The following is a 20,729-nucleotide window of genomic DNA, read 5'->3' as shown; positions in this document are numbered from 1 at the left end:
ACCGCCTCGGGCAGGACATCCGCGGATGCTTTCAGCGGAGCAGGAGGTTGAGGAGCACGGTCAGCACGATCGAGGCGACGACGGAGACCAGAAGCATCACCAGGCAGCCCTTGCCGCCGCCGAGGGGTCTGACCTCGACGTCGCGTCCGATTCTCACGGTAGGCGCCTCAGTTCGGGTGATCGTCGTCGGGCTCGCGGGCGCCGCCGAACTCTGCTCAGCAGTCGTCGTCGCGTCTGGCGACCATACGGTCGACCTGGGGAGGCCGCGCGTCGAGCCGTTATCCCCTTGCTGGGGCCAGTCCGCTTCGTCAGGCTCGGCCCATGACCTCCAGTGATCTGTGGGACGCCGAGACCGCGATGCGCTACGACGACCCGTCGTCGCCGATGTTCAGCTCCGAGGTCCTCGCCCCCACGGTGGACTTCCTCGCCGAGCTCGCGGGGGACGGCCCGGCGCTGGAGCTCGCCATAGGGACCGGCAGAGTGGCCGTTCCGCTGTCCGAGCGCGGGGTGCCTGTCACCGGCATCGAACTCTCTCCGCCGATGGTCGAGCAGCTGCGTCGCAAGGCGTCTGCCGCCGAGATCCCGGTCATCCTCGGCGACATGGCCAGCACCCGCGTCGAGGGCACCTTCTCGCTCGTGTACCTCGTCTTCAACACCCTCGGAAACCTGCGCACGCAGGACGAGCAGGTCGCGTGCTTCCGCAACGCTGCGCGCCACCTCTCCCCAGACGGGCACTTCGTGATCGAGCTGGGGGTGCCCGGCATCCGGCGCTTCCCGCCCGGCCAGACCGCCGTGCCCTTCGAGGTGACCGACCGCCACACCGGTCTCGACACCTTCGACATGGCAACCCAACAGGGCACCTCGCACCACTACTCACGGGAGGACGACGGGACCTACCGGTACTCGACGAGCAACTTCCGGTTCGTCTGGCCTGCCGAGTGCGATCTCATGGCCAAGCTCGCCGGGCTCGAGCCGGCAGGGCGCTGGGCGGACTGGAACCGGTCCCCGTTCACGTCCGAGAGCACCAGCCACATCTCCGCATGGAGTCTGCCCGCATAGCTGAGAACGGCACGAGCGAGCGAGCCGTCGACCGCTCACCGCCGTACCGGAGAGTGCTGTTCAGGTGCTCCGATCTGCCGGAGGATCTCGTCTGCGACGCGCGCGACGGGGCGAGTGGCGTCGATGACCACGCCGGTCCTCGGGATGTCCTCCTTCGTGCGATGCAGCTCGAGGATGGCGTCCTGCTCCTCCGGCCTCCCGCCGGGCTCGTCCTCCGGCCGCGCCGTGAGCCGTCGCTCCAGGGTGTCCGCATCCACCTCGAGGACGAAGACGCCGTCGAAGAGCTCGATGAACCTGGCGAAGTTCCGTGACCCGCCGCAGAAGAAGGTCATCGGGTAGCTCTGGTCGGCTGTGAGGGCTTTCACAGCCTCGACGTCCCAGAGGTGGTTCTCGTGCGCTGCGGTGTCCGTCGGCTCGCCGGTCTCGGGATCGCCCTGGTAGGCCAGGACGCGGTCGCCGTGGATGGCGTGGTGGCCACGCCGTTGGAGCTCGTCGCAGAGGGTCGTCTTCCCTGAGCCGGAGACCCCCTCGACGAGGTAGTTCCTGACGCCCATCGCCGAAGCCTAACGAGCGTCGCGCTTCCTGAGTACGGCTCCCTGGTCGGCCGAACGATGGTCATGCTGCGCGACGGGACGACCGACGATGAGATCGCGGTCGTTTCGGCACGGGCCTTCAGCAGCGAGAAGCCTCCATCTCAGATGCGCGGCCCACGGCAGGAGCGTGTGGCCAGCGGGCACGATCACACGATCAGGCGAGTGCGACGCGGTCGGGGTCGACGGCTCCTGCGGGCCCCGCGGTCTCTGTGGAGTCGACGATCCACAACGGTTCCACCAGTCGGCTGGCGACGAGGCGACCCACCCCGCGATCCATTCCGGTGAGCGACACTCGAAGATCGCGGCCGACATCGCCCGCGGGTCCGGCGACGTGCGATCGGTGAAGTCCCCCCTCCCACTCAACGGGACTGACGTCCACGGGGTAGATGTTCGTCAGCGGTGCCGACGAACCGTCGCAGTGCAGGTGGTCGTCGAGGTGGATGAAGCGAGGATCACCATCGAGGACTTCTCGCACGCTGTCGTAGAGATGCGGGTCAGTGCTCACGACGATCACGGAGCGGGGCACGATCGAAGGCCACCGACGCGTACGTCCGCGGCATGACCAGGTGCCACCGGATTCGAGAGGATCGGACAATGGACGATGCGACAGGGCTTGCAGCGGCGATCCGACCGTTGACGCCTCTGCGTGTGCAGCAGGTGGAGTACAACGCCCCGATGCTCACCGTCGTCGGAGGCGGATGGTCGGTCGCGCTCACCGGCGAGTGGACTTGGTACCGGGGTGATCAGGTTGTGGCGGCCTGGGGTGACGCGAGCGCCGAGGACGCCGTCTGGGACCTGTGCGGGCTGGACCTGCTCGACGTCGTGTTTCCGGATCTAGGTTTCGCCGGCGACTGCGTTTTCGTCCTATCGGACGGTCGGATCGAGGCCCGCTCGGATCGGACTGGGTTCGAGACGTGGGCCTTCGAGCACGAAGCCCTCGACACGGTCTTCATCGGTCTGTGAGGCGAAACCAACTCGAGTCTCCCGCGATGCGACACTCACGCGCGTGAACAACCTGCTGGGCCTCCTCGCGGTGAAGGAGAGCGAGGGCGTCGTGGCGCTCGTTCCGACGGTTGACGGCGCATCGTTGATCGACATGGTGGAGGCCTACGAGTCGCTACAAGGTTTCGCGCCTGCCGGAGGCTACGCCGGTCTGCTCCCCGCTGGAGATCTCAACGACTACTACCGCGGCGTCAGAGCGCGGCACTGGCCTCGCTCCAAGCGGCTGTGGCTGCTCGGATGCGACTGCGGCGAGGTCGGGTGCTGGCCACTCGAGGCCGAAGTGGTCTTGGCCGAGAACTCGGTCACCTGGTCCGGCTTTGCCCAGCCTCACCGCCCGGAGTGGGCGTACACGGGGTTCGGGCCCTTCGTCTTCGACCGGCGTCAGTACGAGGACGCCGTTGCCGCTGCGTCGGCCATCGTCACCTCGTGAGCATCGCCGACGCGGGGCACGGTTGGCGGCATGGCCGGATATCGGCTACCCGGAGTCGCCGTCATCGGAGGCCCGCTGGGACGTACTCGGCCCCCTGCGAACGCGAGAGCCACCCCGCCGTAGGCGCCAGCAGCAGTCCGCCCGTCCGGCTGAGCGCACGCCACAACCGGTGCCACGGCAGCCTCCCGGGGGCGCCCCCAGCGGGCGCCAACGCGGCCGCTGAAGGACCGGTCAACGGCCCTCACCCCGTCGCTGACCGACCCGAAGCCGCCGCACCGCGACGAGCACGATTTCCCAGAATCCGAGCGCCAGGGCGAAGGCCAGACCCGTCAGCGCGTAGGCGGCGGCCCGGTTCTCCTGCACGATCGACGGATCGGTGACCAGCACGACGGCGGTGGTGCCCAGGGCGTAGAGCGCGGCCCTGAGGTGGCGTGACCGCACCTCGCCCGTCGTCTCGGCTCGTGCTCGCGGCCCCTGGCCCCGGCCACTCTTGCCTGGCATGACGCCCCCTCGACGCGTCGGCATCGGACACGACCCACTGTCCCGGCCACCCGCAGTCGCCCGCAACCTGCGACGGGCGTCCCCGATCCCCTCAGCCGATCCAGCCGACGACGAGGTGGCTGAAGAACCCGAACAGCACGCCCCAGGCGACGATCGAGATCCCCATCCACACGTACACGCTGCGGGTCGATGCTCCGATCGCGACCATCGTCGGCCCGGTGAACTGGCTGGGCAGGGCAAGCGGACCGAGCAGCGAGACGCCGGGGACGCCGAACCGCTCCATGTACTTCGCCACCTTCTGCCGGCGCTTGGACGGCGTCGGCGCAGCCGCGCCCTGGCGGCCGTTGACCACGGCAGACCTCGCGCGACCCGCGCCGGCGATGAGCAGGAAGGTCGAGATCGCGTTGCCGACGGAGGCGACGGCGACTGCGACGATCGACTCCATGCCGACGAGGATGCCCATGAAGCTGCCCAGGTAGGACTCGATGAAGGGTATGGCGCTCACCAGGAGGAGCGCGCCGATCTGCTGCCAGGACTCGAGGTTGCCTACGAACTGCAGCAGCTGAAGGAAGAAGTCGCCGATACCATCGAAAAGCACGTTGGATCCTCACTCTCGGACGTGACCGTGACGCCGTCGGTCGAGGGCGTCGCGGAACTGGATGGCTTCAGCCTTCCTCGGCGCGTGCGCGCGCAGGAGTGCCACCAGGTCACCAGCTGGGCATGACACGGCGTCACTGTTGCTCGGCGACGTGGCGGACGGAGGATGGCGGTGCAGACCCGCTCCCAGGCCGCTTCGAAAGGTGCGAGACAGGCGATGACCACACCGGAGGCGCGCCCGCTCACCCGCATGCGCTTCATCACGACCGCCGTGATGGTGGGAACGGTGAGTCTTGTCGGCGGGCTCGCGCTGATCCTCTCGGCCGGGCCCTGGTGGCATCCCGTCGTGGTGGCGCCGAGCTTCGGCCTGGCCGTCTGGCTGGCGAGCAGGTGGCACGACCCTCCCCGCCGCGCGGTGCTGCTCGCCGCTCTGGCACTGGCGCAGGCGACCTGGGTGGCCGCTGTGCTCCTGCGGATCGATGTCCCGGCGGTGGCCCCGGTCGCGATCATCGGCGGCATCGTGGTCGTCTCGTTGACCCGCTCGCGGGCCCCCTGGGCCGTCGCGCTGCTCGCCATGATCGGTGCCACAGGTCTGCTGAGCCTCGTGAACACCCCCGGCTCGACCGTCGGGTACGTGGCAGGAGCCCTCTTCTACGCCACCATCTTCATCGCCACGTTCTGGCTCAACGACATCGCGTGGCGGCTGTTCACCGAGCTCGATGCGATGCGCGCCGCGGAGGCCGAGCTGGCGGTCGTCAAGGAGCGGATGCGGTTCGCCGCTGACCTGCACGACATCCAGGGCCACACCCTGCACGTCATCAAGCTCAAGGCGGCCGTCGCAGCACGCCTCCAGCACGTCGACCCTGAGCGCGTGGCCGCCGAGCTCGCCGAGATCGAACGCCTCACGGGCGAGACCATCGATCAGGCCCAGCACCTGGTCAACTCGACCCGTCAGCTGTCCTTCGCGTCCGAGCTGGCGAACGCGACAGCGCTCCTGACCGCAGCCGGCATGGCCGTCGATGTCGCGGGTGAGGACACGCACCACGAGGCGGACGAGGAGATCTTCGCGCTCGTGCTGCGCGAGGGCACCACCAACATCCTTCGTCACCCGGCGGCACGGAGCGTCACCATCGCGATCACGGATGATGCGCTCACCATCAGCAACGACGGTGCGCCCGCCACCGCTCGGCCCGAACGCGGGCTCGCGGCCCTGCGTGAGCGGGTCGCGCGGTCCGGCGGTGCCCTGAGCGTGTCCCACGACGGCGGCTCGTTCACGCTCAGCCTCGACCTGAGCAGGGCCGCCGCATGACGATCAGCGTCGTGCTGGCCGACGACGAAGGGCTCATCCGCACCGCCCTCGCCACCCTCCTGCCTCTCGAGGGCGACATCGCGGTGGTCGCCGAGGCGGCCGACGGGCACGAGGCGCTCGCCGCCTTCGCGGAGCACCAGCCCGACGTCCTCGTGCTCGACCTGGAGATGCCCGGCCTGGACGGTCTCGACGTCGCCGGGGCTGTGCTCTCCGATCGGCCCGACCAGGCGATCCTCATGCTCACCCGGCACGCCCGGCCCGGCATGCTGCGCAGCGCGCTCCGGCTCGGCGTCCGCGGGTTCCTGGGCAAGCAGTCGGCGCCTGACACCATCGCGGAGGCGATCGCCCACGTCGCCGGAGGTGGGCGCCACGTGGACCCCAGCGTCTCCGCGCAGGCTCTGATCGACGACTGCCCGCTCACCGAGCGCGAGAAGGACGTGCTGCGCGTCGCGAGCGACGGGTACTCGGCCTCCGACATCTCGCGCATCCTCCACCTCGCACCCGGCACGGTGCGCAACTACCTGTCGAGCGCCATCGGCAAGACCCACACGACCACCCGCCACGACGCCGCGCGCTACGCCCGCGAGCAAGGGTGGATCTGAGGGCAGGCGCTCGGCAGGACGTCGGCGCCCGCCCGCCGGACCGCCGACCTCGCCTCCACCACCGAGCAACCCGGGACTGACGTCCCTGGTCCCGCGCCGCTGCTTCGAGGATGCTGGATGAAACGATTCACTCACCCGGGAGAGAGCATGAGCCAGCAGACCGCCACCCGCCCCGGCCTCGCCGACCCGAGGCTCCGCGAGGAGATCCTGTACTACTGCCGCGAGTCGGTGCGCTGCGGCCTCAACTTCAACACCCAGGGCAACATCAGCGTCCGCCTGCCGGGGGTGCTCGACGGCGAGGACGCCGTGGTCATCACCCCGAGCGACGTCCGCTACGACGCGATGCACCCCGAGGACATGCTCGTGGTCGACATGCACGGCACGGTGCTCGAGGGGGACCTGCTGCCCTCGACCGAGCTGCCGGTGCACCTCGAGCACTACCGGCGTCGGCCCGACGCCCAGGCCATCGTGCACACCGAGTCGACCTTCGTGAACGTGCTCGGCGCCCTCGGCCGACGGATCGATCCCGTGCTGCTCAACATGGTGCTCTACGCCAAGGGCCCGGTCCCGATCATGCCCTTCGAGTTCTCGACCAACGCCGACTTCGGTCGACGCAGCGCCGAGCTCATGGGGGACGACGTCAACGCCGTCGTGTGGGCCAACCACGGGCTGCTCGCCGTCGGCGTCTCGCTGAAGCTGGCCTTCAAGGTCGCCGTCGCGGTCGAGGAGAACGCCGAGGTGCTCTTCCAGGCGGAGCGCGCCGGCACCCCGACCGTCCTGGTCTACGACCAGATCGCGATCCCCGAGGGCGCGCGCCTGCCCTGACCTCTGCCAGCGCCCAGGGTGACGCCGCGCCGGGGGTCCTGCGGTCCGGCGCGTCACCTGCCTAGGCTCGAACCATGGAGACCACGGGCACGCTCGACCGGATCGCCTGGCGCGCGTGGGGGGAGCCGGACGCCCCGACGGCGGTGCTGCTGCTGCACGGGGTGACCGACGCGGGGGAGGTGTGGCGCCCCGTCGCCGAGCACCTCGCCCCCCGCGGCGCCTACGTCGTGGCCCCGGACGCACGCGGGCACGGTGGCTCGACCCTGCCCGAGGAGCCCTTCACGATCGCTGCCCTGGCGTCGGACGCCGCGCGCGTGCTGCGGAGGGTGATCGGCCGCCCGGCCCTCGTCGTCGGGCACTCGATGGGTGGGCTCACCGCCCAGGAGCTGACCCTGGCTCACCCAGACCTCGTCACCGGACTCGTCCTGGAGGACCCCGCGTGGGTCTCGGCGTGGCAGGCGGGGGAGCGTGGTATGCCCTCATGGATGCCGCCCGCGCTCGCGGCCTACCGGTCGGCGAGCCAGGAGCAGCTCGTCGCGCAGTCGCGGGCGGACAACCCGGGGTGGGACGAGGCCGTGCACGAGCCGTGGGCCGCCGCCAAGCGCGCACTGGCCCCTGGCCTCACCGACGTCGAGCACCAGTGGGACGCGCGGGACTGGGCCGCGGCGATGGCTGAGGTGCCCCTCCCGGTGACCCTGCTGACGGGGGACGTCGCCCGCGGCGCGATCGTGACCCCGGCCCAGGTCGAACGCGTCGAGGCGCTGCTCGGCCGAGCCCCCGACGGGAACCTCACGCACGTGCCTGTCCCCGGGGTCGGGCACTGCATCCGGTTCGAGGCGCAGGAGCGGGTGCTCGAGGTGCTGGACGAGGTGGTCAGCCGCGCCGCAGATCAGCCCGCAGCAGGTCGGTGAGCTCGGTCCGCTCGATGCACCGGTCCAGCCGGAACGACCGCGCGAGCTCGGCGGCGCCGTCGGCGTCGAGCCCCGTGAAGCAACGGGCGAACTCGTCGACCATCGGCTCGGCGAGCAGCACGTGCCGCACGAGCACCTTCATCCATGGGTGCGGACCCCACGGGAACGGGTCGAAGTCGGGGAACTCGGTGGCGAACAGCCGCTCGATCGGCTCGAGCACGTGCCGGATCTCCGCCTCGCTGCCGCCCCAGGAGTCGGTGCCCAGGCGACGCTTCTTGGCCAGGGCGGGAGCGATGCGCTCGAGGTAGGGGCTGTCCGGTGCGGCGCTGACCAGGCCCTGGGTGCCGATGTCCTTGTAGGTCCACAGGCTCCAGCTCGCGCCGTGCTCGCGGTAGATGTCGAGCTGGTCCTGCAGCAGCCGCAGGGCACCGGCGTCGCGCTCGACGTCGCCGGTGTAGAGCGGCCCGAACTCGCCGACCCAGATCGGTGTGCCGGTCTTGCGCATCACCTCGGTGCGTCGCAGGAACGTCTCGTGCACGACGTCGCGGTCGAAGTGCTTGCCGCGGGTCTCGCCCGGGTAGCGGCTCGGGTTCGCGATGCCCGGCAGGGCGTAGTCGTGCGCGGTCCACACGGCATGGTCGAAGGGTTCGGCGAACATCGAGAAGTCGGTCGAGTAGCGGTTGCCGTCGAGGAAGAGCACGTGGTGGGGGTCGATCGCGCGGATGGCCTTCTCGAGCCGTGCGTAGAACGGTCCGATCACCTCGCCGGTGTGGTCGGCGGGTTCGTTGAGGGGGTTGTACCCGGCGACCCAGGGGTTGTCCTTGTAGCGGTCGGCCAGCACCTCCCACAGGTGGACGACGCGGTCCTGGAAGTGCGGGTGGGTCCAGAAGGTCGCCCAGCCGCTCGGGTTGTCGCTGTGCCAGTGCTGGTTCTGGTAGCCGGGGACCGCGTGCAGGTCGAGGATCGTGTAGATCCCGTGGGCCGCGCAGGCCTCGACAGCCTGGTCCAGGCGCCGCAGCCCTGACTCCTTGATGACGAAGGGAGCGGCGTCGTCCTCGAGATGGAAGTAGGAGAAGGGGACGCGTACGCAGTTCATGCCGAGCGAGGCGAGCAGGGCGGCGTCGGCCTCGGTGAAGAACTCGGTGAGGAAAGCGTCGAAGAAGGCCTCGGCAGCCTCGTCCCCGAGCACCCGGCCCACCGCGCGGCGCATCTGCGACTCGGTCGCGGGGTGGCCGGTGATGAAGTTCTCCATCGTCATCCAGCCGCCGAGCCCGACGCCGCGCAGCAGCACCTCCTGGCCCGAGCCGTCGCGCAGTCGAGGGCCGTCCACGCGGATGCGCGGGTCCATGAGTGCCTCCCCATCGAGGTAACCGGTTACCGCGACCTTAGGTGGGGCGTTGCGTGGTGTCTACCCGGGTCCCGACGGCCGTGACCGTTGCGGTGGCATAGTGACGCCCAGCGTCCGAGGCCGTGGCCCGCCGTGACCTGGCACGGGCGGCGCAGGCCTCATCGAGCACAAGGAGACGACCATGTCCGCGACGATGCGTGACGTCGCGCGCGCCGCCGGGGTCTCGGTCAAGACCGTCTCGAACGTGGTCAACGACTTCCCCCACGTCGCGGCGACCACCCGCTCCCGGGTGCTCGAGGCGATCGAGCACCTCGGCTACCAGATGAACTTCTCGGCCCGGAACCTCAGCCTGGGCCGCACGGGGATGATCACCCTGGCGGTGCCCGAGCTGAGCCTGCCGTACTTCGCGGCACTCTCGGACGAGGTGATCGACGCGGCCTCCGAGCGCGGGTACACGGTCCTGATCGAGCAGACCGGCGGCCAGCGCGAGCGTGAGCTCGAGGTCCTGGTGAGCGCCCGACGCCGGATGACCGACGGGCTGATCTTCTCCCCGCTGGCCCTGCGCGGACCAGACGCCCCCACCCTCGAGGTCGAGTTCCCCGTGGTGCTGCTGGGCGAGCGCTCCCTCCACAGTCGGGTGCCGCACGTCGCGATGGCCAACGTGGACGCGGCGCGGGCGGTCACCGAGCACCTGCTCGCTCTGGGCCGACGCCGGATCGCCCTGGTCGGCACCTTCGACCCGCAGGGGGCAGGCGCCGGGTCGCTGCGGACCCGCGGATTCCTCGAGGCGCTCACGGCTGCCGGGCTCGAGCACCCGCCTGCCCTGGTAGGGCCGGCGGAGGCGTGGACCCGCACCACGGGGGCCGAGGCGATGCGGGGGTTGCTCGACGGGGGCGAGCCCTTCGACGCGGTCTTCGCCCTCAACGACGTCCTGGCCCTCGGTGCGATGCGGGTGCTCTACGAGCGCGACGTCGTCGTGCCCGACGCCGTGGCTGTCGCGGGGTTCGACGACATCGAGGAGGGCAGGTTCGCGCGCCCGAGCCTGACGACCGTCGCCCCGGGCCTCCCGCAGATCGCGCGGACCGCCGTCGAGCTCCTCGTCGAGCGGCTGACCGCCGAGGCCGGGGCCGTGGACGGGCCTGGCCTCGAGGTCGTCGCGGACTTCACGATGCAGCCGCGCGAGTCGACCCTCGGGCGCGCTCCCCGACCGTCGCCCTAGGGGCGAGGCAGTCGCGCACGCGCCGTGCCTTCATCGAGTGGTCACTTCTTGCCACTATCGCTCGCGGTTGTCCGGCAAGAAGTGACCACTCACGCGGCGCGACACCTGGGATGACGGCGAGCGGGCCTGGCCGGGACCGGTGAGGGCGTCCCTTCCCGCAGTGAGCCGGGTGGGTCGCTGACCCCATTGACTGCAGCCGAACCCTCGTGTTCCACTTACACCGGTGTAAACGCCAGTCGGCGCGAGCATCAGGGCGCTTGACCACCACCCACCCAGACGACCGACCTGTGGTGCCGAGGGCCTGTGAATCGATTCACAGGCCCCGCCGAGCTCAGCCGCAACGACGCGGCGGGAAGGAAGACCATGCGATCTGTCCGCAGGACCATCCGGCCGGGAGGCCACTACCCCACGACCCCGGGCCGCGCTGCGCGGCCCCTCGGAGCTGCCGCGCTCGCCACGGCCTTGCTCCTCACCGCGGCCTGCGGGAGCGGCGACGGCGGCGAGGGAGCCCCCGCCGACGACGACGGCGACTCGGCCGCGAGCGACGGCGGCCAGGTGACGCTGCGCTTCTCCTGGTGGGGCAACGACGAGCGCGCCCAGATCACCGACGCCGCGGTCGACGCCTTCGAGGCAGCCAACCCGGGCATCACCGTCGAGACCGAGTCCGTCGACTTCAACGCCTACTTCGACCGGCTGGCCACCTCGGTCGCCGCGGGGGACGAGCCCGACGTCATCACCATGGGCGGCGCCTACCCCCGGGAGTACGGGGGCCGCGGGGTGCTGCTCGACCTCAGCACCGTCTCCGAGGAGCTCGACCTGAGCGCCCTGGACGAGGGGGCCCTGGCCAACGGGTACTTCGACGACACCCAGTTCGGGGTGCCGACCGGGGTCAACACCTTCGGGTTCATCGCCAACCCCGACGTGTTCGCCGAGGCCGGGGTCGACCTGCCCGACGACGAGACGTGGACCTGGGAGGACTTCGTCGACATCGCGAACGAGATCTCCGCCGCGACCCCCGACGACGTCTACGGCACCACCGACCTCACCACGGGTGCGGACATGCTGGACCTCTACACCAACCAGCAGACCGGCCAGGGGCTCTACACCGAGGACGGCGGCATCGCCCTCGAGGCCGACGTGGCCCAGGACTGGTGGGAGATGACCAACGGCCTCATGGAGAGCGGGGCTGCGCCGTCGGCCACGCTGACGGCCGAGCTCGCCGGGCAGCCCGCCCCCGAGCAGTCCCTCATCGGGCAGGGCAAGGCCGCGATGATGCCGGGCTGGTCCAACCTGCTCGCCGCATACAGCACGGCGGCCGGTACGGACATGGTGCCGCTGCTCGCCCCCGGGGAGAGCGGTAACCAGGGGCCGGGCATGTGGCTCCAGGCCTCGCAGCTCTACACGATCAGCGCGAACTCCGATCACCCCGAGGAGGCCGCGCGCCTCGTGGACTTCCTGGTGTCCTCGACCGAGGCGGCGGACAGCATCGGCGCCGACCGCGGCATCCCGGCCAACCCCGAGATCCGTCAGCACCTCATCGACGCCGGCCTGGACCCGGTGCGTGAGGCCGAGTTCGAGTTCATCGAGCGGGTCAGCGGGCACGTCGACGGGGACTTCGTCATCGGCCCGGAGGGGTCCACGGACACCCCGCTCATCCTGACCCGGCTCAACGACTCGGTGCTCTTTGGCCAGATCACCCCGGCCGAGGCCGCCGAGCAGCTGGTCAACGAGATGAACGACGCGGTCTCCTGACCGATCAGCCCGAGCAGGATCTGAGCACGACCCGAGCAGCAGGGAGGCAGGATCGATGACCGTGGACCGCGAGGCCCTCGTCCGCCGGCACGACCCGGTGGCGGACCGGATCGATCCTGCCTCCCCGCTCTCGGTGGGCAACGGCGAGCTCTGCCTGACCGTCGACGTGACGGGCCTGCAGACCTTCCCCGAGCTCTACCCCGTGGCCGACCCCGCCGGAGGGCCGGCGGGCACGCTGCTGGGGACGCAGTCCCAGTGGGGCTGGCACAGCGCACCGGCCCCCGAGGGCGTCGACCTGACCCTGCGCCGCCGCCCCTACCGCACCCCCCGTGGCGAGGTCCTCTACGTCGACGCCGACGCGCTCGCGGGCTCGGACGACACGGCCCTGGACCCGGCGGCCCGGTGGCTGCGCGCGAACCCCCACCGTCTGGACCTGGTGCGCGCCGGGCTGGTGACCTGGCGCGCCGAGGACGGTGGGCGACCCGACGGCGAGGGCGGCACGGCAGGTGTCGTCCGTGGTGGGAGGCGCGCTGCCCGGGCGCCCTCGCCGTCGCAGGTCACCAGCCGCGGTCAGCGGCTCGACCTGTGGACCGGGGTCCTGACCAGCCAGGTCGACGTCGGGCCGTGGGGCCTGGAGGTGACGACCGCCTGCCACCCCGCGCGGGACGTGCTCGCGGTGCGCATCGACGCAGGCCGCGTCGCGCCCGGTGACGGGACGGGTGCGACGCCTGACGGGCAGGACGACGACGCCGGGGTCGGCATCCGTCTGGCCTTCCCCTACGGCTCGACCTCGTGGAGCAACGCCGCCGACTGGGAGCACCCCGAGGAGCACCGCACCGTCCTGGTGCACGAGGGCGACGGCGTGGTCGTCGAGCGGTGGCTGCGCGGGGTCGAGGGCACCGAGGAGCTCACCTACGTGGCCCGCCTGGGCCTGGGGCCGGGGGTCGAGGTCGAGCAGATCGGGCCCCACGAGGTCGTGGTCACGGCCGCGGGCGGGGCCCTGGACCTCACGGTCGAGCTCGCGGCCGACCCCGTCGTCGGCCCGCGTCTCGACGTCGACGCGGTGCTCGAAGCCTCCCGCGCCCACTGGCCGGCCTTCTGGTCGCGGGGCGCGGCCCTGGACCTGTCCGGCAGCACCGACCCGCGGGCGGCCGAGCTCGAGCGTCGGGTGGTCCTCTCGCAGTACCTCACGGCCATCCAGTGCGCGGGCTCCCTGCCTCCGCAGGAGACCGGTCTGACCTGCAACAGCTGGCGGGGGCGCTTCCACCTCGAGATGCACTGGTGGCACGCGGCGCACTTCGCCCTGTGGGGCCGTCCCGACCTGCTCGAGCGCAGCATGGGTTGGTACGTCACGGCGCTGCCCGCCGCCCGCGAGACCGCCCGCATCCAGGGGTACGACGGCGCCCGGTGGCCCAAGCAGATCGCCCCCGACGCGCGCGAGAGCCCCAGCGACATCGGGCCCTTCCTGCTGTGGCAGCAGCCGCACGTGATCCACCTCGCCGAGCTCCTGCGCCGGGCAGGCAGCCCGGAGGCCGAGGAGCGGTACGCCGAGATCGTCGACGCGACCGCCCGGTTCATGGCCGACGTGGCCGAGCCCGGTGCCGACGGCTACGGGCTGGGCCCGCCCCTGGTGCCGGCCCAGGAGTCGTACAACACGGTCCGCGACCGGGCGACCAACCCGCCCTTCGAGCTCGCCGCCTGGGCCTGGGCCCTCGAGGTCGCCCAGCAGTGGCGCGAGCGTGCCGGGCTGCGGCGCGAGCCGCACTGGGACGCCGTCAGGCACCACATGGTCCGGCCGCTCGTGCGGGACGGGAAGTACGAGGCCATCGGCGTCGAGCCGTACACGATCCGCACCGACCACCCGTCGATGGTCTACGGGCTCGGCGTCATCCCGCCGACCGACGTGCTCGACCCCGAGGTGGTCCGCGCGACCCTGCAGGGGGTGCTCGAGGACTGGGACTGGGCCAGCACCTGGGGCTGGGACTACCCGGCCCTGGCCATGACCGCGACCCGGCTCGGTGACGCCACGACCGCCGTCGACGCCCTCCTGCTCGAGGTGCCCAAGAACCAGCACCTGCCCAACGGGCACAACCGCCAGACCGATCACCTGCCGCTGTACCTGCCGGGCAACGGCGGGCTGCTCGCGGCCGTCGCGCTGATGGCGGCGGGGTGGGAGGACGGGCCCGACTCCCCGGGCTTCGGATCGGGGTGGCAGGTGCAGCACGAGGGGTTCGTCCGGGCCCCGGGACGGGCCGCGCGCCCATCAACCACGTGACGACCAGCAGCACGACCCAGGCGAAGGAGCCACGATGACAGTCCCCTCGAGCCCACGGCGCTACGGCGTCGTCGGGACCGGCGCGCGCTCGCAGATGTACGTCGAGGCGATGGTCGGGGAGCACGCCGAGGTGGCCGAGCTGGTCGCGTGGTGCGAGCCCAACCCGGCCCGCATGGACTTCGCCGACCGGCTCGTCACGGCCGCCGGGGCAGACCGTCCCGCGCGATACGCCCCCGCGGACCTCGAGCAGATGATCACCGAGGAGAGGCTCGACGCCGTCGTCGTCACGAGCCCGGACTGGACCCACGCCGAGATGACCTCGCGGGCCCTGCGGGCCGGGGCCGACGTCGTGCTCGAGAAGCCCCTGACCACGGACCTGGAGGGGTGCCGCACCATCCTCGCGGCGGTCGAGGAGACCGGCCGCTCGGTGGTCGTGACGTTCAACTACCGGTACTCCCCGCGCAACGCCGCGCTCAAGGAGGTCATCGCCTCGGGGGAGATCGGCGAGGTGACCTCGGTGCACTTCGAGTGGGTGCTGGACACGATGCACGGCGCGGACTACTTCCGCCGCTGGCACCGCGAGAAGGAGCACTCGGCGGGCCTGGCGGTGCACAAGGCCACTCACCACTTCGACCTCATGAACTGGTGGCTCGACGACGTGCCGGCCTGGGCCTGCGCGAGCGGTGGGCTGCGCTTCTACGGGGACGCCAACGCCCGGGCGCGCGGCCTGGGGGAGCGGCCCGCGCGCGGCACGGTCGACCCGCCCAGCGACGACCCCTTCGCCCTGGACCTCCGTCAGGACCCCAAGCTCAAGGCCCTCTACTGGGACGCCGAGCAGCACGACGGCTACCTGCGCGACCGCGACGTCTTCGCCCCCGGCATCACCATCGAGGACAACCTCTCAGCCCTGGTCGGGTACCGAGGCGGGCCGGTGATGTCCTACTCCCTCAACGCGCACAGCCCCTGGGAGGGGTACCGGGTGTCGGTCAACGGCACGGAGGGTCGGGCCGAGCTCGAGGTGGTCGAGCGGGCCGCGGTCCTCCCCGGCCCCGACGGCCGCCTGGTCCTGGACGCCAGCTCGGTCGAGGACGTCACGGCCGACGACGACGTGCGCCGCCGCGGCGAGCAGCTCACCGTCCAGCGGCACTGGGAGAAGGCGCGCCGGGTGCCGATCACCAACACCGGTGGTGGGCACGGCGGTGGGGATGCTCTGCTGCTGCACGACGTGTTCCGCGGGACGGCTGAGGACCCGTTGGGTCGGCGGGCCGGCTACGACGACGGGCTGCGGTCGGTGGCCGTGGGGATCGCCGTCAACCGCTCCCTCGAGAGCGGAGCGAAGGTCAGCATCGCGGAGTTCGGGCTGCCGATCTGACGGGTGCGCGCGGGAGCTGGTCCCCGCTCGGTGGCTTGTCAGTGCGCGGGTCAGCCCATGCCTTGGTCGACGATGCGCCACGGGGAGTCTCCCGCGTCACGTACCAGGAGGTAGCCCCAGGTGGTGGCCCCCTCGTCCATCGAACCGTCGTCGTGGAGGAGTCGCCACCTCAGGTCGAAGGTGACCGGGACGTTGGCCACCTCGTCGAGCGTCGAGCGGCCCGAGTGCTCGGGAGGCTCCACGTGGTGGTCCCCGACGTCGATGTCCGTCAGCCTCGCGACGTCCTCGCACCACGACGTGGCCTGGTCCCGGGCACCCGCGGCTGTCAGAGCCTCGGCCGTGTCGCAGTCGTGCGCGTTCAGGGCGTCGAGGTACGCCGTCACGACCTGCTCCGGGGTGGCATCGCCCGGGGGTACGGTGACCTCCCCCGTCTGCCGTGGAGGCAGGAGCAGCGCGCCAGCGCCGACGGCAACGGCAAGGGTTGACACAGACCCGACGAGCGCGATCACCCTGCCCGGACGCTTGAGCACGCGAGCAGCCTGGCACCCCGAGCGTCCATCTGTCTGCCTTTTCAGCATCCTCGCGGGGACCTCCGCCGGGACCCGGGGTCGATGAGGATCGTGGAGACGACGACCTCAGCCGCGGCTCGCGACCAGCCCGCCACCGACCCCCGCGAGCACCGTGCCCGTCACGCGGTCCCACCGCCGGCGGACGCGGTCCCGGCGCAGGGCCTCCGAGAGCCGGACCCCAAGGAGCACGACGACGGCCCACGCCACGTCACCCACCGACCTGTGCACCGAGTGCGGCTGCCACCCCCGAGGGCCCACCAGATGATGTCTATCGACCGACGACGGCACGGGGGTCAGACGTCAGCGGGCGGTGCACGGGAGTGGGCTGCCTCGCCACAGTCCCGGGAGTCCTCGACCTACAGGCGCTCGAGCGAGGCGCCGACCAAGACGATCGAGCCCGATCCTGGAGAACCCTGGAGCGGAGGAACGTCCCACGAGATCATGGCGCCGACGTTCCGTTCCACCGGGCTGTCGGGGTCGTACTCGGCCAGGTAGGCATGGGTGCCGCAGCCGATCACGACGCCGGAGGACGAGCGATCGCACTCGAGCGTGAAGCGCGTCAGGTCGGCAGCCGCGAGCGCGGTGAGGAGGTCAGGTCGGACCTCCTCGGGGGGCGCCGAGGTGCGCCAGCAGCGACGGAGCGACTCGTCGAGCTCTGTCGGGCAGAGGATCGGCCGGTACGACTCGGGCATGCTCACGCGCTCCACGGCCTCGACGAGCAGCGGTTCCTGCTCGTTCCAAGCAGCGACGTACTGCGCGTCCTCGTGCCGTTCGTACGCCGCGATGGCGACCTGCATCCCGACGACGAGCGCAGCGCAGCTCCCTATCGCGATGACGACTGCTCTCGTTGCTCGACGCACAGCTTCCTCATCGGCACGAGCGGACCGCCGCTGGAGTCGATCGTGACCCGAGGCGCGGCGTTCCTGAGGGGCGTGTGCGAGGGTGACAGGTACGTCCTCACTGACACCGCCACCGGCGAGGTCCCGGCCACCTCTGATCAGCCTGTGTGCAGCGACACCTTCGCTGAGTCCGCGGCGAGCCGGGCCGCTACGGTGCCGTTCATGACATACGTGAACGTGGGGACGCTCGGGGCCGTACCTGGCAAGCGCGACGAGCTCGTCGAGATCCTGACCCGCCGCAGCGCCGATCTAGAGCAGACCGGCTGCCTGCTCTACGAGGTCGGGGTCGACGTCGATCACCCGGACACGGTGTTCGTCGCCGAGCTGTGGACCTCGGCCGAGGCGCACCAGAGCTCGCTGCAGCTGGAGAGCGTGCAGCGGGCCATCCAGGAGGCTCGCCCGCTGCTGTCCGGCGAGATGGGCGGGTTCCGGTTCGACGTCGTCGGCTCACCCCTCCGGGACTGACTCCGTCGCCCCATGCTGTGTCACCACCGGCTGTGTCACCGCCCTGCTGTGTCACCGCTCACGCCGTGAGCCGCGCCGGGTCCAGCACTGTGCGCCGCAGCAGCTGCGCGTTGAGCGCGACGACGATGGTGGACCCGGACATCATGATCGCCCCGACCGCCGGGGACAGGATGAAGCCGGCGCCCGCGAGCACCCCTGCGGCGAGGGGCACAGCGACCACGTTGTAGCCGGTCGCCCAGGCCAGGTTCTGCCACATCTTGCGGTAGCTGACGCGCGAGAGGGCGATGACGGACAGCACGCCGCGCGGGTCGTCCGACGCGAGGACCACCCCGGCGGACTGGATCGCGACGTCGGTGCCGGCGCCGATGGCGATGCCGACGTCGGCCCGCGCCAGCGCGGGGGCGTCGTTGACGCCGTCGCCGACCATCGCGACCGTGTGTCCGCGTCCCTGGAGCTCGGTGATCTTGGCGTCCTTGTGCTCGGGCAGCACCTGGGCGAAGACCTCGTCGACACCGAGGTCGGCCGCCACGGCGTCCGCCACCTGCTGTGCGTCACCGGTGATCATCGCGACCCGAACCCCTCGTGAGTGCAGAGCCTCCACGGTTCGGCGGGAGTGCTCACGCACCGCGTCCTCCAGGGCGACGGCGCCCAGGACTCGGCCACCGTTCAGCACGTGCAGGACGGACGCCCCGCGCGCCGCCCAGGCGTCGGTCGCGGCACTGACCTCGGCAGGGACCGCCGCGCCGGTCTCGCGCAGGAGGGTCGGCCCGCCGACGGTGACCGTCTGTCCGTCCACCGTGCCCTGCACGCCCCGTCCGGGCAGTGACCGCAGCCCGTGACCCGCCGGGACCTGAGCACCGCCGGACCGGGCCGCGCGCACGAGGGCGCGGGCCACGGGGTGTTCGCTCTCGGCCTCGACCGCAGCGGCCAGGGCGAGCATCTCGTCCTCGCTCACGCCTGGCGCTGTCGCGACGTGGGTCACCGTGTGGCGACCTTGCGTCAAGGTGCCCGTCTTGTCGAAGAGGACCGTGTCGACGTTCCGCATCCGTTCGAGGGCGAGGCGGTCCTTCACGAGCACGCCCGAGCGCGCGGCCCGCTCGGTGGAGATCGCGATCACCAGCGGGATCGCCAGGCCCAGGGCGTGCGGGCAGGCGATCACGAGCACCGTGACCGTGCGGGTCACGGCGTCGTCGGCGCTGCCCAGCAACGTCCAGACGACGGCGGTGGTCAGACCCACGCTGACGGCGAAGAAGAACAGGAAGGACGCGGCGCGGTCGGCCAGGGCCTGAGCCCGCGACGACGACGCCTGGGCCTCGGCCACGAGCCGTTGGATCCCGGCCAGGGCGGTGGCCGCACCCACCGCCGTCACCAGGATCCGGAGCGAGCCGTCGGTCGCGATGCTGCCTCCGACGACCGTGTCGCCCGTCGCGCGCCGGACAGTCCGGGACTCACCCGTGATCATCGACTCGTCGACCCGGGCCGAGCCGTCGACCACCTCACCGTCCACGGGCACGCGTCCGCCTGTCCTGACCAGCACGACATCACCCACGCCGAGGTCGGCGAGGGACACCTCGACGAGGCCGTCGCCGTCGAGTCGCTCGGCGACGTCCGGAAGGAGCGCCGCCAGTGCGTCCAGGGCCCCGGACGCCGCGCCGAGCGCGCGCATCTCGAGCCAGTGGCCCAGCAGCATGACGACGATGAGCAGGGCCAGCTCCCACCAGAAGTCGAGCTCGAACCCGCCGATCCCGAGGGTCGTCGCCCACGACGCCCCGAACGCCACGGTGATGGCGAGGCTGATCAGCAGCATCATCCCTGGGCGGCGACCGCGCGCCTCAGTGATCGCCCCGGTGAGGAACGGCCAACCGCCGTGGAGGAACAGCACCGTCCCGAGGGTGGGGGACACCATCTCCGAGCCGGGGAACGACGGTGGTCTGAAGCCGAGCAGGTTCCCCAGCATCTCGCTGTACACGACGACCGGGACGGCCAGGGCCAGGCTCACCCAGAACCGCGAGCGGAACTGGTCGACCGACCCGGCGTGCCCGGCGTGCCCGGTCACGTGCTGGTGGTCCTCACGCTGAGCCGGGGGCTCCGGATCTCGGTGACCGGGCTGATGCCTCCGGTGGGCGCCTGCCCGCGGCGTCGCCCCCGGGAGGTGGTGCTGCCCGTGGGCCTGCTGCTCCTGCTGGACCATGTCGGCCTCCTGGGGTCGTGGTGTGCACGGGGTGGGCTGCCGCCCTCGCGGCTCACCCCTCGCTCAGGCGAGGCGGCGGGTGCGGCGGCGCCGTACGACCAGCGCCCGCTGCTCGGGGAAGCTCCACCCGAAGCGGATCGCGAGCAGCCGGACCGCCGTGGTGAGGACCACTCCGGCGATCGCAGCATCCACCAGCTCGGCGCCCACCGTGACGAGCAGGACGAGCAGCGCTGCGCCCGCAGCCGCGGCGATGGCGTAGAGCGACCCGACGTGGAGGAGCGCGACGGGGAGGTCGAGGATCACGTCCCGGATCACCGAGCCACCGACCGCCGACATGGCGCCGACGAGCACGGCCGGGACGGGGGGAACGTCGAGCGCGAGGGCTTTCGACGTCCCGATCGCACCGAAGAGTCCGATGGTCAGTGCGTCGAGCGGAAGGATCACGGGTTCGAGGGAGGTGAACAGCCGTTGCAGCCACATCCCGAGCAGGGCGGCCACGGCGGCGACGAGGACGTACCAGGGGCCGAAGATCACCACAGGGGCCTGGCCGAGCAGGATGTCGCGAAGAACGCTGCCGCCGAGCGCGAGCCCGAGCCCCGTGATCACCACGCCGAGCACGTCGATGCGGCGATCCGTGAGCGCGCTGGCGAACAGTGCACCCTGCACGGCACCCAGGCCGACTGCCACCAGCTCGACCCCGAGCGGGATCGCGAACGGCATGATCTGGTGCAGCATGCTTGCTCCCCTCCGGCTGCCGGCGTCGTCCGGCCCCTCCCGCCCCTGAGCGAGGCAGAAGGGGCCGGCGCGATC

23 protein-coding genes are annotated in these 20,729 nt (G+C 71.4%); 12 read left to right on the top strand and 11 right to left on the bottom strand.

Annotated elements, in window-relative coordinates:
• Positions 1–31: 31 nt before the first annotated feature.
• Complete coding sequence (locus J4G33_RS17530) at positions 32–157, bottom strand: hypothetical protein (RefSeq protein WP_256436130.1); 126 nt, start codon at positions 155–157, stop codon at positions 32–34.
• 164 nt (positions 158–321) lie between these two features.
• Between J4G33_RS17530 and J4G33_RS12125 the strand changes: the two genes are divergently transcribed.
• Positions 322–1,059, top strand: coding sequence for a class I SAM-dependent DNA methyltransferase (locus J4G33_RS12125; RefSeq protein ID WP_208056232.1), 738 nt, complete (start codon positions 322–324; stop codon positions 1,057–1,059).
• 35 nt (positions 1,060–1,094) lie between these two features.
• Here J4G33_RS12125 and J4G33_RS12120 read toward each other — a convergent pair whose 3' ends face one another.
• Together J4G33_RS12120 and J4G33_RS12115 are read right to left on the bottom strand one after the other, a co-directional pair.
• The gene (locus J4G33_RS12120) at positions 1,095–1,613 is read right to left on the bottom strand and encodes an AAA family ATPase (RefSeq protein WP_208056231.1); all 519 of its coding nucleotides are present in this window, start codon (positions 1,611–1,613) and stop codon (positions 1,095–1,097) included.
• Between the two features lie 193 nt (positions 1,614–1,806).
• Positions 1,807–2,157 carry a hypothetical protein gene (locus J4G33_RS12115; RefSeq protein WP_208056230.1) on the bottom strand — a complete coding sequence of 117 codons (351 nt, stop codon included), beginning with the start codon at positions 2,155–2,157 and terminating at the stop codon, positions 1,807–1,809.
• Positions 2,158–2,246: 89 nt separating this feature from the next.
• On the opposite strand from J4G33_RS12115, the gene J4G33_RS12110 reads away from it, so the two are divergent.
• A complete protein-coding gene (locus J4G33_RS12110; protein WP_208056229.1) occupies positions 2,247–2,615 on the top strand; it encodes a hypothetical protein in 369 nt (122 codons plus the stop codon).
• A 43-nt stretch (positions 2,616–2,658) separates the two neighbouring features.
• On the top strand, positions 2,659–3,084 hold the full coding sequence (locus J4G33_RS12105; RefSeq protein ID WP_208056228.1) for a hypothetical protein: 426 nt from the start codon (positions 2,659–2,661) through the stop codon (positions 3,082–3,084).
• A gap of 231 nt (positions 3,085–3,315) precedes the next feature.
• Here the strand turns inward: J4G33_RS12105 and J4G33_RS12100 are convergent, their stop codons facing one another.
• Both J4G33_RS12100 and J4G33_RS12095 read right to left on the bottom strand, forming a co-directional pair.
• Entirely contained in the window at positions 3,316–3,585 is a 270-nt protein-coding gene (locus J4G33_RS12100) for a hypothetical protein (protein ID WP_208056227.1), read from the bottom strand.
• Between the two features lie 91 nt (positions 3,586–3,676).
• Positions 3,677–4,183 carry a hypothetical protein gene (locus J4G33_RS12095; RefSeq protein ID WP_307793873.1) on the bottom strand — a complete coding sequence of 169 codons (507 nt, stop codon included), beginning with the start codon at positions 4,181–4,183 and terminating at the stop codon, positions 3,677–3,679.
• Positions 4,184–4,399: 216 nt separating this feature from the next.
• Here J4G33_RS12095 and J4G33_RS12090 point away from each other — a divergent pair, with 216 nt between their 5' ends.
• The 4 genes from J4G33_RS12090 (at position 4,400) to J4G33_RS12075 (ending at position 7,829) form a co-directional block, all read left to right on the top strand.
• Positions 4,400–5,491 (top strand): sensor histidine kinase, encoded by a 1,092-nt coding sequence (locus J4G33_RS12090; RefSeq protein ID WP_208056226.1) that lies wholly within the window; start codon positions 4,400–4,402, stop codon positions 5,489–5,491.
• Complete coding sequence (locus J4G33_RS12085; RefSeq protein ID WP_208056225.1) at positions 5,488–6,093, top strand: response regulator transcription factor; 606 nt, start codon at positions 5,488–5,490, stop codon at positions 6,091–6,093. The genes J4G33_RS12090 and J4G33_RS12085 overlap by 4 nt, the downstream gene beginning before the upstream one ends.
• Positions 6,094–6,240: 147 nt before the next feature.
• A complete protein-coding gene (locus tag J4G33_RS12080; protein WP_208056224.1) occupies positions 6,241–6,918 on the top strand; it encodes a class II aldolase/adducin family protein in 678 nt (225 codons plus the stop codon).
• A 74-nt stretch (positions 6,919–6,992) separates the two neighbouring features.
• On the top strand, positions 6,993–7,829 hold the full coding sequence (locus tag J4G33_RS12075; RefSeq protein ID WP_208056223.1) for an alpha/beta fold hydrolase: 837 nt from the start codon (positions 6,993–6,995) through the stop codon (positions 7,827–7,829).
• Here J4G33_RS12075 and J4G33_RS12070 read toward each other — a convergent pair.
• Complete coding sequence (locus J4G33_RS12070; protein WP_208056222.1) at positions 7,792–9,177, bottom strand: glycoside hydrolase family 5 protein; 1,386 nt, start codon at positions 9,175–9,177, stop codon at positions 7,792–7,794. The genes J4G33_RS12075 and J4G33_RS12070 overlap by 38 nt on opposite strands.
• A 181-nt stretch (positions 9,178–9,358) precedes the next feature.
• On the opposite strand from J4G33_RS12070, the gene J4G33_RS12065 reads away from it, so the two are divergent.
• The 4 genes from J4G33_RS12065 (at position 9,359) to J4G33_RS12050 (ending at position 15,795) form a co-directional block, all read left to right on the top strand.
• Positions 9,359–10,396 carry a LacI family DNA-binding transcriptional regulator gene (locus J4G33_RS12065; RefSeq protein ID WP_208056221.1) on the top strand — a complete coding sequence of 346 codons (1,038 nt, stop codon included), beginning with the start codon at positions 9,359–9,361 and terminating at the stop codon, positions 10,394–10,396.
• Between the two features lie 363 nt (positions 10,397–10,759).
• On the top strand, positions 10,760–12,148 hold the full coding sequence (locus J4G33_RS12060) for an ABC transporter substrate-binding protein (protein WP_208056220.1): 1,389 nt from the start codon (positions 10,760–10,762) through the stop codon (positions 12,146–12,148).
• 55 nt (positions 12,149–12,203) lie between these two features.
• Positions 12,204–14,423, top strand: a complete 2,220-nt coding sequence (locus J4G33_RS12055) for a hypothetical protein (RefSeq protein WP_208056219.1) — start codon at positions 12,204–12,206, stop codon at positions 14,421–14,423.
• Between the two features lie 34 nt (positions 14,424–14,457).
• Positions 14,458–15,795 (top strand): Gfo/Idh/MocA family oxidoreductase, encoded by a 1,338-nt coding sequence (locus J4G33_RS12050; protein WP_208056218.1) that lies wholly within the window; start codon positions 14,458–14,460, stop codon positions 15,793–15,795.
• A gap of 50 nt (positions 15,796–15,845) precedes the next feature.
• Here J4G33_RS12050 and J4G33_RS17850 read toward each other — a convergent pair whose 3' ends face one another.
• From J4G33_RS17850 to J4G33_RS12035, 3 genes are all read right to left on the bottom strand, one after another.
• Positions 15,846–16,178, bottom strand: a complete 333-nt coding sequence (locus J4G33_RS17850; RefSeq protein WP_208056217.1) for a DUF4829 domain-containing protein — start codon at positions 16,176–16,178, stop codon at positions 15,846–15,848.
• Positions 16,179–16,430: 252 nt separating this feature from the next.
• Entirely contained in the window at positions 16,431–16,622 is a 192-nt protein-coding gene (locus J4G33_RS12040; protein ID WP_208056216.1) for a hypothetical protein, read from the bottom strand.
• Positions 16,623–16,720: 98 nt separating this feature from the next.
• On the bottom strand, positions 16,721–17,161 hold the full coding sequence (locus J4G33_RS12035; protein WP_208056215.1) for a hypothetical protein: 441 nt from the start codon (positions 17,159–17,161) through the stop codon (positions 16,721–16,723).
• A gap of 264 nt (positions 17,162–17,425) precedes the next feature.
• Here J4G33_RS12035 and J4G33_RS12030 point away from each other — a divergent pair, with 264 nt between their 5' ends.
• Entirely contained in the window at positions 17,426–17,728 is a 303-nt protein-coding gene (locus J4G33_RS12030; RefSeq protein ID WP_208056214.1) for a putative quinol monooxygenase, read from the top strand.
• A 58-nt stretch (positions 17,729–17,786) separates the two neighbouring features.
• Here the strand turns inward: J4G33_RS12030 and J4G33_RS12025 are convergent, their stop codons facing one another.
• Together J4G33_RS12025 and J4G33_RS12020 are read right to left on the bottom strand one after the other, a co-directional pair.
• Entirely contained in the window at positions 17,787–19,919 is a 2,133-nt protein-coding gene (locus J4G33_RS12025) for a heavy metal translocating P-type ATPase (protein WP_208056213.1), read from the bottom strand.
• Positions 19,920–19,982: 63 nt separating this feature from the next.
• On the bottom strand, positions 19,983–20,654 hold the full coding sequence (locus J4G33_RS12020; RefSeq protein WP_208056212.1) for a trimeric intracellular cation channel family protein: 672 nt from the start codon (positions 20,652–20,654) through the stop codon (positions 19,983–19,985).
• Between the last annotated feature and the right edge of the window lie 75 nt (positions 20,655–20,729).

The sequence above is a fragment of the Actinotalea soli genome (assembly GCF_017565425.1).
Lineage (GTDB): Bacteria > Actinomycetota > Actinomycetes > Actinomycetales > Cellulomonadaceae > Actinotalea > Actinotalea soli.
Note: the sequence above shows the minus strand (reverse complement) of the source record. Positions and strands in the feature narration are given on the sequence as shown.